General features: G+C 73.7%; 14 protein-coding genes. 6 read left to right on the top strand and 8 right to left on the bottom strand.

Annotation, left to right across the window (positions count from 1 at the left end; genetic code table 11):
• Positions 1–7: 7 nt before the first annotated feature.
• Genes EV378_RS04955 through EV378_RS04930 form a run of 6 tightly spaced genes read right to left on the bottom strand, consistent with a single transcriptional unit; the run spans position 8 to position 6,208 of the window.
• Positions 8–1,147 carry an Rv3169 family protein gene (locus tag EV378_RS04955; protein WP_132421524.1) on the bottom strand — a complete coding sequence of 380 codons (1,140 nt, stop codon included), beginning with the start codon at positions 1,145–1,147 and terminating at the stop codon, positions 8–10.
• Positions 1,148–1,157: 10 nt separating this feature from the next.
• Positions 1,158–1,517, bottom strand: coding sequence for a hypothetical protein (locus EV378_RS04950; RefSeq protein WP_132421523.1), 360 nt, complete (start codon positions 1,515–1,517; stop codon positions 1,158–1,160).
• Positions 1,514–2,515 (bottom strand): phosphotransferase family protein, encoded by a 1,002-nt coding sequence (locus tag EV378_RS04945; RefSeq protein ID WP_132421522.1) that lies wholly within the window; start codon positions 2,513–2,515, stop codon positions 1,514–1,516. The genes EV378_RS04950 and EV378_RS04945 overlap by 4 nt, the downstream gene beginning before the upstream one ends.
• Entirely contained in the window at positions 2,512–3,681 is a 1,170-nt protein-coding gene (locus EV378_RS04940) for an acetyl-CoA hydrolase/transferase family protein (RefSeq protein ID WP_132421521.1), read from the bottom strand. Before EV378_RS04940 ends, EV378_RS04945 begins: the two co-directional genes overlap by 4 nt.
• A complete protein-coding gene (locus tag EV378_RS04935; protein WP_132421520.1) occupies positions 3,678–4,565 on the bottom strand; it encodes a cyclase family protein in 888 nt (295 codons plus the stop codon). Before EV378_RS04935 ends, EV378_RS04940 begins: the two co-directional genes overlap by 4 nt.
• Positions 4,562–6,208 carry a class I adenylate-forming enzyme family protein gene (locus EV378_RS04930; RefSeq protein ID WP_132421519.1) on the bottom strand — a complete coding sequence of 549 codons (1,647 nt, stop codon included), beginning with the start codon at positions 6,206–6,208 and terminating at the stop codon, positions 4,562–4,564. The genes EV378_RS04935 and EV378_RS04930 overlap by 4 nt, the downstream gene beginning before the upstream one ends.
• Positions 6,209–6,340: 132 nt before the next feature.
• Here EV378_RS04930 and EV378_RS35215 point away from each other — a divergent pair, with 132 nt between their 5' ends.
• Positions 6,341–7,129 (top strand): IclR family transcriptional regulator, encoded by a 789-nt coding sequence (locus EV378_RS35215; RefSeq protein ID WP_165922144.1) that lies wholly within the window; start codon positions 6,341–6,343, stop codon positions 7,127–7,129.
• 271 nt (positions 7,130–7,400) lie between these two features.
• Here the strand turns inward: EV378_RS35215 and EV378_RS04915 are convergent, their stop codons facing one another.
• The gene (locus EV378_RS04915; protein ID WP_132421517.1) at positions 7,401–8,093 is read right to left on the bottom strand and encodes a DUF899 domain-containing protein; all 693 of its coding nucleotides are present in this window, start codon (positions 8,091–8,093) and stop codon (positions 7,401–7,403) included.
• A 248-nt stretch (positions 8,094–8,341) separates the two neighbouring features.
• Here EV378_RS04915 and EV378_RS04910 point away from each other — a divergent pair, with 248 nt between their 5' ends.
• Complete coding sequence (locus EV378_RS04910) at positions 8,342–8,863, top strand: hypothetical protein (protein ID WP_132421516.1); 522 nt, start codon at positions 8,342–8,344, stop codon at positions 8,861–8,863.
• A 387-nt stretch (positions 8,864–9,250) separates the two neighbouring features.
• Here the strand turns inward: EV378_RS04910 and EV378_RS04905 are convergent, their stop codons facing one another.
• A complete protein-coding gene (locus EV378_RS04905; RefSeq protein WP_132421515.1) occupies positions 9,251–9,982 on the bottom strand; it encodes a YqjF family protein in 732 nt (243 codons plus the stop codon).
• Positions 9,983–10,238: 256 nt separating this feature from the next.
• Between EV378_RS04905 and EV378_RS04900 the strand changes: the two genes are divergently transcribed.
• The 4 genes from EV378_RS04900 to EV378_RS04890 all read left to right on the top strand — a co-directional run bounded on the left by EV378_RS04900 (position 10,239) and on the right by EV378_RS04890 (position 12,621).
• Positions 10,239–10,535 carry a Rieske (2Fe-2S) protein gene (locus tag EV378_RS04900; RefSeq protein ID WP_243653289.1) on the top strand — a complete coding sequence of 99 codons (297 nt, stop codon included), beginning with the start codon at positions 10,239–10,241 and terminating at the stop codon, positions 10,533–10,535.
• A gap of 144 nt (positions 10,536–10,679) precedes the next feature.
• A complete protein-coding gene (locus EV378_RS35210; protein ID WP_165922143.1) occupies positions 10,680–10,829 on the top strand; it encodes a hypothetical protein in 150 nt (49 codons plus the stop codon).
• A gap of 344 nt (positions 10,830–11,173) precedes the next feature.
• The gene (locus EV378_RS04895; RefSeq protein ID WP_132421514.1) at positions 11,174–11,377 is read left to right on the top strand and encodes a hypothetical protein; all 204 of its coding nucleotides are present in this window, start codon (positions 11,174–11,176) and stop codon (positions 11,375–11,377) included.
• A 71-nt stretch (positions 11,378–11,448) separates the two neighbouring features.
• Positions 11,449–12,621 (top strand): LLM class flavin-dependent oxidoreductase, encoded by a 1,173-nt coding sequence (locus tag EV378_RS04890; protein WP_132421513.1) that lies wholly within the window; start codon positions 11,449–11,451, stop codon positions 12,619–12,621.
• Positions 12,622–12,731: the final 110 nt, after the last annotated feature.

The raw sequence follows: 12,731 nt of genomic DNA, 5'->3' as shown, positions 1-12,731 counted from the left end.
GACCCTGTCAGAGGAAGTCCCAGCCACGCCGACCGGACGTGCAGGCCTCGTAGGCCACCGGGTCGATCGCCTGGTAGATGCCGAGTACGGAACGCCCGTCGTCGCGGGTGACCCGGCAGAGGTGCTCGTCGAGCCCGCGGATCCCGATCCGGGTCTCCGGGCGCGTGAGGTCGAACGTCTCGCCCTCGGTCATGTCGGGGCCGTCGTAGCCGCCCTGGTGGATGTCGCCCCCGGGCGTCCCGCCGTACATGCCGCAGCGCAGGAACGCGGTCTGCTGGCCGATCTTCTCGTAGTGCAGCTGCGCCGTCGTGCCGTCACCAAACGTGTAGTCGACGATCCCCTCGGCGAACACCTGGGTGTCCGGCTCGAAGCGCAGCCGCCGCGTCGGCTTGCCGACCGTCCCGTGGCCGGGACGGTCGTCGCCGAACGGGTAGAACACGCGGTCGCCCCAGATCGTCCAGTCACCGAAGTCGACGAAGGCGTTGCCGTTCGTGCCGACGTGCAGGCGCCCGCCGAGCGACATCGTGGGCCCGCCGACGCCACGTCCGGTGCCCCAGTGCCGGTCGCGCGTGCCGGCCGAGCCGGGGGAGAGCGTGATCCGCTCGCCGTCCACCTCGACCCACCCGGATACCGTGCCGAAGCACTCGAAACCGCTGGTCACGTCGCCCCTGCGGCCCGGGGGTGTCCCGGTGGCGGAGTTCGACAGCGGCTCCCGGAACACCTGGCGGGTGGTGTCGGTGAACGTCAGGTCGTAGGCGACGCCCCACTCGTTGGGCTCCAACACGTAGCGCCACTCGCGCAGCCCGCGCACGATCCGCGGGGCGATCGGGCCGATCCGCAGGTCGGCGCGGTCGGCGCCGATGGACCGGAAGCTGCGGACGGCCGTCTGCCGCCCGCGAACCGTCACGATCGCGTAGGCCTCTGCCCGGTCCAGGTTCGGGTACAGGCTGCCGCCGGTGGCGATCACGACGTCACCGGACGCGTCGTGCGAGACCATCCAGTAGCGCTCGTAGGCGCGCGGGTCACCGGTCCACATGACACGGACGGGGTCCGGCGTCTGGTGGACCATGTAGTCGTCGAGCGGGGAGAGCGGGAACTGCTCGGCGACGTGCTCGTCGTCGGCGGTGAGGCCGGGGTGGTCGCTCATGGCGCCGTCCTTACGTCGGGTCGGCCGCGACGCGGGCGCGCAGGTGCGCGCCGATCGCGGCCCGGTCGGGTCCGTCGGGGAGCTCGTGGATCCGGGAGGTCAGCGACGCGCGGAGGTCCTCGTTGCGCGCCGCGGCGCCGGCGAGGCCGGTCTCCTCACCTGGCTCGTCCTCGCCGAGGAGCGCTGCGGTGCTCGCGTTGTCCTGCACCAGGAACGGCAGCGCCTGCGACCACGAGCCCTCGACGCGCTGCACGAGCCGTCGCGCGTTGCGGACCAGCTCTGCGATCTCCGGGGTGATCTCCGGGTCGTCCTCGGCCAGCCGGAGCAGGCGGGCGGCGCCGCCGAGCTGCTCGTCGATCGTCGGTCTCACGAGTCCTCCAGCACGGCGTCGAGCACTTCGGCCAGCACGCGGCGGGTCGGCCGGTACGGCTCGTCGGCGCGGCCCTCCAGGAACGCGCGCAGGCCGCTGACCTGCATGACGGCCGTCTTGAACGAGGAGAACGCGACCCACCACGCGAGCGCCGCGCGGTCCACCGTGGACCCGGTGGTGTGCTCGTAGTGCGCGACGAGGTCGGCCGCCTCCCACGCCCCGGGGATCGTGTGCTCGCCCGCGCGCAGCGGCTGGGTGACCCAGCCGAGGTCCTCCAGTGGGTCGCCGAGGTGCGCGAGCTCCCAGTCCAGCAGCGCGGTCACCCGGTCGCCGTCGAGCAGGATGTTGCCCGGCTTGAAGTCCGCGTGGACGAGCACGGTGCCGGTGCTGCGCGGGGCCCGTTCACCGAGCACGACGGCCGCGTACTCCAGCTCCGGCCACGGCTCCAGCTGGTCGGCGCGCAGGATCCCTGCCCACCGGTCCAGCTCGGCGCGGGCGGCCTCCGGTCCGGGATCGGTCAGCGTCGCGTCCAGAGCGCCCGCGCGCCGGTCGACGGCGTGCACGCCGGCCAGCAGCTCGCAGAACGTCCTGGCCAGCCCGATGCGCTCGCCGAGCGGCCGGTTGTCGTCGCGCAGCACCCGGTAGTCGCAGACGCCGCCGAGGCGCCGCATGATCAGCGACGGGCGGCCGAGCTCACTCCCGTCGGCGTCCAGCCAGCGCGCCACCGGGGTCGGCAGGCCGCTGCCCTCGAGTCCCTTGAGGACGGCGAACTCGACGGAACGGTCGGTGTCGATCAGCCCGCCATCGGGGTCGGTGCGCAGGATCAACGGCTCACGCGCGCCGTCGTCGACGAGGTCGAACAGCCAGTTGTCCCGCGAGCGTCCGCTCCCGGCGCGGCGCACGGCGTCGACGGTGCCGGTGGCGTCCTGGCCGGCGAGGAACGCCCGCAGCAGCGCGGCGACGCGGCCCGCCTCGGTGTCCGGCGCGGTCGTCGTCATCGGTCGGTCCCTTCCCGGAGCGCGTCGCGGTGCTCCGGCGCCGCGACGGCGATCAGTGCGTCGGCCCGCTCGCGCAGGCCGCGGCCACGCAGGTCGGCGACCCCGTGCTCGGTGACGACGACGTCCACTCCGGACCGCGGCGTCGTCACGGTCGTCAGGTGGGGCACGATCCGCGAGTGCCGTCCCGCCGTCGCCGGGAGCGCGACGACGGCGCACCCGCCGGGTGAGCGCTGCGCCGCGCGCAGGTACTCGGCCTGCCCGCCGATCGCACCGACGTACCCTGCCGGGAGCTCCTCCGCGTTGACCTGCCCGGACAGGTCGACCTGCAGCGCGGAGTTGACGGCCACGAACCGCTCGGAGTCGACGGCCGCGACCTCGCGGACGGGGCGGATCGCGACGTCGGACGCGCCGACGAGCTTGTACAGCTCCGGCGACCCGGCGGCCTCGCAGATCGTCGCGCGCTCCGGGCGCACCGCACCGGACGACACGAGATCCAGCAGCCAGTCGGCGGCCAGCGTGGACCGGACGGCGAGGTCCCGGTGCCCGGACAGCGCGCAACCGATCGCCGTGGACAGTGCTCCGAGTCCGAGTTGGACGGTCGCACCGTCCGGGACGAGCCCGGCGACGTGCTCGGCGATCCGGCGCTGCGGCTCCCCGACCTCCGGCACCGCGACGACCGGGAGCGGCCGCGACGTCGGGACGCACGCGTCGAACGTGGAGGCGGGCAGCCGAGGGGCCGACGTCACGGGCAGCTGCGCGTTGACCTCGGCGACGACCGTGCGCGCCCGCCCGACCAGCTCGTAGGTGTGGTCGACGGCCACGCCGAGACTGTGCCGTCCGCTCGCGTCCGCCTCGGCGACCTGCATCAGGAGCACGAGGTCCCGCCCACGGTGCGGCAGCACACGCGCCAGGTCGTCGAAGTGCGCCGGGACGATCTCGACCGTGCCGCGGTGCGGCGGCCTGCCCAGCGGGCCGAGCGCCCCGAACGACACGAGCGGCATCGACGTCGGACCGGTCAGCGCGTCGCTGTGCGACAGGCCGACGAACACCTCGACGTCCGCGGGTGCCGCGTCCAGCAGGTCGGTCAGCAGCGGGGTCGGCTCGCCGACGCCCTGCGCGACGACGACGAGGTCGCCCGGCCGGACCAGCGACAGCCAGCCCGTCACAGGACGGCCACCGGCGTCACCGGGCTCCCGGTCGAGCCGACGAGCGGCAGCGGTGCGAACGACAGCATGAACGTCGACCGTCCACTGTCGATGAGTGCGGCAGCCAGTGTGGACAGGTCGAGGTTCTCGATCAGCGGGACACCGTGCCGGTGGAGCAGCACGAGGTGCGCCGGGAAGCCGGGCTCGTCGGTCTGCTGCTCGACGGCGTAGTTGTCCGCCCCGACGAGTGCGACGTCACGGGCGGCCAGCCACTCGGCCGCCTCCCCCGTGATGCCGGGCTCGCCGTCGAAGTAGTTCCCGTCGCTCGCGTGCGCCTCCCACCACCCGGTCCGGATCAGCACGGCGTCCCCGGGCTCCGGGGTCACGCCCGCCTCGGCGATGCCGCGCTCCAGGCCGGCCGTCCCCACCGGCGTCTGCCGCGGCAGCGGGCCACCGGCGGCGGTGACCAGGTCGACGAGGATCCCGCGGGTGACGACCGGGACCAGGCTCTCCGCGCCGCAGCGCCGCGCGCCGCGGGTGCTGCGGGTGCCAGACTCGGGGTGCCCGTTGTAGAGGTGCTCGCCGGCCCAGGCGTGGGACAGCGCGTCCACGTGGGTGCCGCTGTGCGACGGGAACTGCACCGTGTCCTCGGCGAACTTGAACCCGCCCGGCGTGCGGGCGCCGAGCGCGTAGTCGCCGGCGTCGCGGTTCATGAACCGCGCCGGGCGGGGCCGGTGCCCCGGCGTCGGGCTGGACGGTCCGAGCGGCTGGGCCAGCGAGAGCGTGCGGCCCTCCCGGACCAGGCCTGCTGCGCGGAGCGTGACCTCGGGGGTGACGAGGTTGAGCGCGCCGGCCTGGTCGTCGTCGCCCCAGCGCCCCCAGTTGCCGGTCGCACTGCCGGTCATCGGGACACCGCCAGCTCGGCCGCGACGAGCTCGGCCGCCCGGTCCCGCAGGGCGCGCCGGGTGAGCTTGCCGGTCCCGGTGCGCGGCAGGTCCTCCACGAGCGTGACCAGCCACGGCACCTTGAAGCCCGCGATGTTGCGCTTCGCGTGCGCGACGAGATCGGCGGGCGTCAGGGCCGGGTCGGCCGGAACCACGAACGCGATCACCACCTCGTCGCGCGACGGGTGCGGCGCACCGACGACGAGCACCTCCCGCACGCCGGGGTGGTCGGCGAGGAAGCCCTCGACCTCGGCCGGGGAGACGTTGATCCCGGAGGTCTTGATCATGTCGCCGGTCCGGTCGACGAACGCGACGGCGCCGTCGTCGTCGAGCATCAGTCGGTCGCCGGTGCGGTACCAGCCGTCCGGGGTGAACGCGGCCGCGTTCGCGGCATCGGCTGCGGCGCCGTCGCCGAGGTAGCCGGGCGTCAGCCGGCCCCTGACCTGTGCCTCGCCGGGCTCACCGGGCGGCAGGAGCGCGCCGTCGTCGTCGACGATCCGGACCTCGACGCCCGGCAACGGCCTGCCCTGCGTGACACGGCGGCGCTCCAGCGGTGCACGGTGGTCGGTGACGCAGCAGTTCCCGTACGTCTCGGTGGAGCCGTAGATGTTGCAGATCCCGTCGATGCCGAGGTCGTCGACGGCGCGGTCGATCACGTCCGGCCGGCCGATCGTGAGCCCGGTGCGCAGCGACGCGACGGCACGGACGTCGGCGGCGGCGTCGGTGGCCAGCGCGTCGATCATCGGCGGCAGCAGGTAGGCGGCCGTGACCTGCTCGCGCGCGAACGTCGCGGCGGCCGCGGCGGCGGTGAAGTGCTCCTCCAGCACGAGCGTCGCGCCGTGGCTCATCGTCGCCATCAGCGCGTTCGCGCAGCCGTAGCTCCAGAACAGTGGCGAGCCGAGCCACACCCGGTCGGTCTCGCCGAGGCCCATCCGCTCGCCGATGTGGAACCCGTTCAGGACGAGGTCGCGGTGGCAGAGCGGCACCGCCTTCGGGGTGGTCGTGGACCCGGACGTGTAGAGCACGAACGCCGGGTCGTCACCGGTGCGCTCCGCGGGCTCGCCGACGGGCGCCCCCTCGGCGTGCCCGTCGACGAGCGTGGACCAGGACAGTGCCGCGGCCGGGACCTCGTCGCCGATCACGACGACGTGCCGCAGGTGCGGGAACCGGCTGCTGCGCACCGGCTCCGACCGGTCGATCTCCGGGACGAGCGTGCGGAGTTCCGCGAGCAGGTCGGTGCCGCGCACCCGGGTGGCGACGACGAGCACCGACGCGGTCGAGGACCGCAGCAGGAACTCCAGGTCGTACGCCTTGGCCCAGGTGTTGAACGCGTCGACCCGGGCGCCGGTGCGCATCGCGCCGACGGCGGCCGGGACCCAGTCGGCGAGGTTCGGGGCGAGGAGCCCCACGACGGTCCCGGTCCCAGTGCCCAGCGACGCGAGCCCCCTGGCGACGGCCTGGGAACGGTCGGCCAGCGCGGAGTAGGTGAGCCGGCCCGGTCCCGCCACGATCGCCTCGCGCTCCGGTGTGCGGGCGGCGACGGCGTCGACCAGCTGCGGGACCGTGGTCTCCGGTGGGGGTTCGGTTCCGTCCTGAACGGGCACCTCGGTGGGCCTCCTCGTGCGGCGCGACCTCTCCAGAAATCGAAGAGGCCTTCGTGTTCCGGAAACCTAGGTCGCCATACCGGCGGCGTCAAGAACTGGAAGGATCCTTCGAAATCTGGAAAGCTGGCGGACGTGAGCAGCACGGACCGATATGCGCGGACGTTCGACGTCCTCGAACTGCTCGTCGGGCGCCCGGACGGGATGACCGTGAGCGACATCAGCAAGCGGCTCGGCCTGCCGCTGTCCAGCAGTCACAACCTGTTGCAGCGCATGGTCACCGCCGACGTCGTCACGGTGACCGACGACCTGCGGTACTCGCTCGGGCCGCGCGCCGTGCGGCTCGGGATCCGGATCGTCGACGGGCTGGAGGTGCGGGCGCTGAGCCGTCGCCACCTGCAGGAGCTGGCGCGCGAGACCGGCGACGACATCTACCTCGCCGTCCCGTTCAGCCGCCGGGTCGCCTACGTCGACCGGTTCCCCGGGTCACGACCGGTCTCGGTGGACATCCGCCTCGGGCAGTCGCTGCACCTGCACGCGACGTCGGTCGGGAAGCTGTTCGCCGCGCACGACCCGTCGTTGCGGCGCAAGCTGTTCGCCCAGGAACGGCCGGAGCTCACCGGGCACACGCTCACCGGCCGCGAGGAGCTGGAGCGCGAGCTCGCGCGGATCGTCGAGCAGGACCACGCGATCAGCCGCGAGGAGGCGATCGCCGGCGTCGTCGGGCTCGCCGTGCCGGTGCGCGACGGCATCGGCGCGGTCGTGGCGGCGATCCACGTCTCGGCCCTCGGGAGCCAGATGACCGGCGACGAGGAGTCGCGCCTGCTGACCGCCGCCCGCGCGTCGGCCGTCGCGATCGAACGCGACCTCGGCCGGATGCACGACGACGCGGGCCACCCCCCGGAGACCCGCGCCATCGGTTGAGCGCCCGGCCGGGCGCGGCTCTGCTCGCCGGGCGCGGCTCTGCTCGGCCGGGCGCGACCCTGCTCGGCCACGCCCCGACTCTCTGCCATGCGCCGACTCGTCGTGCGAGAGCTGCTGCCGTCCGGCCGGCGCGCGCGTGCGGAGCTCTCGTTCAACCCACCCAGCTCCGCCGGCGCGCCACCCGGCCTGGGCGGGAGCTGCTCCGGTGCAGCCACGGACCACGAGAGAAGCTCCCGCCCGACTGTTGGCCGCGGTCACCGGGTGCCGGCGCTCACCCCTCGCCGTAGGCGGCGGCGATCTCCTCCGGACCGGACCACCGGCTGTACGTCGGGCTCTGCGGCCACCCCTCCGGCGAGTCCTGCCAGACCTCCTGCCGGCCGTACGGCAGGATGTCGATCAGCGCGAACGAGTGGCTCAGCTGCTCGGTGCCCCGGCCGTTCGAGTGCCACGTGCGGTACACGGTGTCGCCGTCACGCAGGAACACGTTGACGGCGAACCCGCCGCCGGGAGGGGCGCCGACGTCGCTGCCGAACTCGCTGTTCGCCGTGGAGTACCAGGTCATCGTGTTTCCGACGCGACGGCGGTAGGCCAGCGCCTCGTCGATCGGGCCCTGCGTGACGACGACGAAGCGGGCGTCGTAGTTCTGCAGGAACTCGGTGCGCGTGAACTGCGACGTGAAACCGGTGCAGCCGCCGCACTGCCACTCGGCGCCGTCGTGCCACATGTGGCTGTAGACGATCAGCTGGGACGCGCCCTCGAACGCGTCGACGAGCCGGACCGGGCCGTTCCGACCCTCGAGCACGTAGTCCGGCATCTCGACCATCGGCAGTCGCCTGCGCTGTGCGGCGATCGCGTCCAGCTCCCGGGTCGCGGCCTTCTCCCTGGCGCGCAGTGCGTCGAGCTCCTTCTGCCAGGCGGCGGCGTCGACGACGGGCGGGAGCGCGGCGGTGGTCGGAGTGCTCATGGCGTCCTCACAGAGGTCGGATTCCGGTGCTGGGAGGGGAGACCCGACCTGGCCGCAGAACTCATCGCGGGATGCGATGTTTGGAGATTGCAGCAGGTGGGGAGGGGCGAGCGTCGTCCAGGTTGCTCCGAAGAGAGCAACCCCACCCGTGCCGAACCGTTCCGCGGTGCAGGCGTCTTTCCCGGTGTCAGCGTCCTCCGGCTGGGGAGCTCGGGGGACGGACGTGAGGAACGAGAGAGGTACAGCCCATGCGCACCCGACTCGCCCGCACCACTGCACGCACGATCGCCGCCGTGACGGTAGCGGCGGCCTGCGCCGTCGGAACGGCCGGGGCGGCCGTCGCGGCTCCGGCCACATCGGACACCGATCCGGCGCCGTCGGCCTGTCGACCGGCCAACCAGACCGGCGTGGTCACGCCCGCACCGTCGAGTGCGGGGCACGCCCACTACCGGGTCGTGCTCACCGCGGCGCCCGGCACGTCACCGTGCCTGCTGCAGGGCTCGCCGACCGGCGTCGGCTTCAGCCTGAACGGCTCGCCGCGCGCCGTCGACGCCACGTCGTACGGCGACCAGTCGACGCCGGTCGCGTTCGGGCCGGGCGCACCGGTCGCGTTCGACATCCAGGTGCCGTCGAGCCCCGGCCCGGCGAGCGCGAACGAGGTGACCTTCACGCTGCAGGCCCCGGACGGGGAGATCCCCGGCGTCGCCGGCGCGAACGGTCCGCTCGGCGTCGACGGGGGCACGCAGATCGGTCCGGTCGAGCCGGCCTGACCCGGTCGAACGCGCGCTGATCCGGCGATCGCGCTCGGGTTCGGGGGACGCGTGCGTCGGGGCGTGCGCGTTCTCCCGGCCGGTGAGCGTCTGGCGGGTCCGCCGAGCGTCGTGGTGCGGCCCGCGCGCTGATCCGGGGAGCGCGCTCGGGTTCGGGGGACGCCCGCTGATCGGCGGAGTGCGCCCGGGTTCGGGGGACGCGCGCTGGGTCGGCGATCGCGCGCTGGTCCGGGGAACGCGTGCGTCTGGGCGTGCGCGTTCCCCCGGCCGGTGCGTGTCGGCCGGGTCAGCGCGCCGGGCCCGGCACGAGCCGGATCAGCGTGCGCCGGGCCCGGCACGAGCTGTTTCAGCGCGGCGCGCGTCCGGGTCGACGTGCCGCGCGGCGCGTCAGACCCGACGTGGCATGCCGAACCGGACGTCGACGCCGTCGGCGAACGCGACGTGCTCCGGTGGGCGGTCGGTCAGGTCACCGAAGCCCACCGACGCGAGCGGGCCGCCGTCGAGTTCGAGGACCGTCGCCGCGCGCAGCGGCCACGGCTCGTGCTCGTTCGGCACGTACCAGGTGCGCCCGAGGTGGGCGACGTGCAGACCCCAGCGCGCGGTGAGGAACCGGTCGAGCGGGCCGTCCAGCACGCCGTCGCGGGGGCGGATGCGGATCCGGCCGCGGAAACGCGTGCCCGGCCACCGGCTCGACGCGGTGTACGTGCGGTCGCCGCCGTCGGTGTCGATGCGCATCCGCGCCCAGCGGTAGGGGAGCCCGAACACGGCACGCGCACCGAGCACGACGGCGAGGCGTTCCGCGTCGAGGCCGAGGAACACGACGCCGCGCGTCCCGTCGCGGTCCACCGAGTACAGGCGCACGTTCGTCTCGCAGAACGTGCCCGCCCACGGCACGGCCGGACCGCGCCCGAAGCCGGCGCCGACCATCCGGAACGGCACCAGCCCGACCCACGTCCGTCCGTCGTGGACGTCCGGGCGCACACCGGCCGGGAGCAGCGGTGCGACGCGCGACGGTTCCACCGCCCAGTGCAGGAACGTCACGTCCCGCCAGCTCTGCCGGGACAGCAGCGGCGGTGGCACGCCGGGTGCGACGGCGCGCACGGGCTCCGGGTGGTTCATCGGCTCAGCATGCCGGGGCAGGCATCGCACTACGCACTTCTGCCGATGACGTCGGGGCACCGGCGGTGGACCGTGGACACACGTCGACCCTCGGAGGTCCCGATGTCCGCAGTGCCCGACGCTGTCGTCGACGACGATCCGTCCGTGGGGCCGATCGACCTGGACACCGCGGCGGACCTGGACGATCTCCTCGACCTGCACGAGGACGCGGACGTCTGACGTTGCCCGGGGCGGTCCGCGGCGGGACCCTGTCGCGGTGGAACCCGAGCCGATGGTGGCCGTCGCGGACGTGCCGGTCGGCGGTGGTGTGATCCTGCGGGACAGGGGCGTCGTCGTGACGCAGCCCGCCGAGGGTGAGTTCCGCGCGTTCGGTGCCGTCTGCCCGCACCGCGAGTGCGTCGTGCGCTCGATCGCGGCCGGGACGGTCAACTGCCTCTGCCACGGCAGCCGCTTCCGGATCACCGACGGCTCGGTGGCGGGCGGCCCGTCGCCGTCCGGACTGCCGGAGCACGACGTGGTCGTGGTCGACGGGATGGTCGCCCTGCGACCGTGACGCTCCGTCGGCGAGGCCGTCGTGCCGCTCATGCGCGAGGCCGGTCTGCGGCACTGGGGGACGGCACGACACGGACGGCACCGACGGGTCCGGCCGGCGGCGTCGCCCCGGGGACCGTTCGTGCCGTGCGGTCCGGCAACCGACGTGCGGATCGCCATCGCCCCGGCCGCCCTGGTCGGGGCGAGCTGCCCGGAGATCCGCCCGACGACGTCGTCCGTCGTGGACTGCGTGACCGACCGGAACGAGCTGAGCGGCGCGATCTGCTGCGCGGGCGCACGGCCGGTCGCGGCGTGATCGGGTCCCCGGCAGTCCCGGCGGACAAGTCTGTCCGTCGACGCTGCCGGGAAGCCGATCACCGCGTCCTCGTGCCGGGGGCCGCGGGGCCACCGTGCACGAGGTCGGGACGATCGCGTGGCGGGACGGCGTGGACCGCGAGGTGATCGGACGGTGGGAGCGCGCCGTGCCGTCGACCGAGCCAGACCCGATGTCGATCCCGGTGGACGGCAGGCGCGGCGCGGTGATCGCGATCGCGGCCACCGAGAAGCAGTCGGGCTCCGGCCTCCGGCGGGCGTCCACTGTGGCCACACCGGTGGGGCGGGGGCGAGCACCGGCTGCGCGGGCACACGTGGTTCCGCTCCGTGCCGCTGTCCGGCGCGTTCCTGACGATTGCGCGCGCCGACGCCGCTCCCGAGGCCGCGACCGCGCTGATCATGCGGGTCGTCAGGGCGCACGACGTGGAGTCCGACGACGGCGCGCGCTCGCCCGTTGCGGCAGGTGCGGGTTTGCGCTCGGCGATCCGGCCGAACGCCCAGGTGGACAAGGGAAGTTCGGGCCGTATGTGATCCTTGACACATGCCGTCGGGTCCGGTGACGCTGGCTCGGTCCGAGCATCGTCGCTCCCGGAAGGCATCCCATGTCGCGTCTGCGCTTCGGCATCTTCATGGCCCCGTTCCACGCGAAGGTCGGGCAGAACCCGACGACGGCCTTCCAGCGGGACATCGAGACGATCCAGCTCCTGGACCGGCTCGGGTACGACGAGGCGTGGCTGGGCGAGCACCACTCGTGCGGTGCCGAGCTGATCGCGTCGCCGGAGATCTTCATCGGACACGTGGCCGCGAAGACCGAGCACATCAGGCTCGGCACCGGGGTGCTCTCGCTGCCGTACCACAACCCGCTGTGGGTGGCCGACCGTGCGCTGCTGCTCGACCACCTGACCCGTGGCCGGTTCATGCTCGGCCTCGGCCCTGGCGCGCTCCCGACCGATGCGGCGATGATCGGCATCGACCCGTCGGAGCAGCGTCCCGCGCTCGAGGAGGACACCGACGTCCTCATGCAGCTGCTGACCACCGACGAGCCGGTCACGCACAAGACGGCCCGGTACAACCTCGTCGACGCCCGGTGCCAGCTCATGCCGTACTCCGACCCGTGCTTCGAGATCGGCGTCGCGGCCATCGCGTCGCCGTCCGGGCCGCGGATCGCGGGCAAGCACGGCCTGTCGCTCCTGTCGGTCGGCGCCACGCTGGTCGGGGACCTGGACCTGCTCGCCCTGCACTGGGACGTCGTCGAGGAGGAGGCCGCGCGCCACGGCAAGCCGTGCGACCGTTCCGGCTGGCGCCTGGTCGGCCCGATGCACATCGCGGAGACGAGGGAACAGGCCCTGCGCGACGTCGAGTACGGCATCGAGGACTGGTTCGACTACCTGCAGAAGACGGCGGCGGCGCCGCAGTTCCACCCGCTCGGCGACACGCTCGAGGAGCGGATCGCCTGGGTCAACGAGTCCGGGGTCGGCCTGATCGGTACGCCGGACGACGCCGTCGCGATGATCGACACGATGTACAAGCAGTCCAACGGCGGCTTCGGTGCCTATCTGATGATGGCGCACGAATGGGCGCGTCCGGACGCGGTGCGGCGGCACTACGAGCTGTTCGCCGACCAGGTCATGCCGAAGTTCCAGCGTTCGGCCGACCGCACGCTGGCGGCCGAGCGCTACGCCCGCTCCCGCTGGGACGAGCTCAACTCCAAGCAGGCGGACGCGTTGCAGGCGGCCACCGACCGCTACGCCGAGGAGCGCAAGAGCCGCACGTAGGGCGGGAGCGGCGGCTCGGTGGATGTGCGAGCCGCCGTTCGCGCCGTACGTCGCGCCGGTGATGTAGCCGGACTCGCCGAACAGGACCCCGAGCACGTCGGCGACGCCGA

Origin of the sequence: Pseudonocardia endophytica, from assembly GCF_004339565.1 — a bacterium.
Lineage (GTDB): Bacteria > Actinomycetota > Actinomycetes > Mycobacteriales > Pseudonocardiaceae > Pseudonocardia > Pseudonocardia endophytica.
This window is presented reverse-complemented; position numbering and strand designations above follow the sequence as displayed.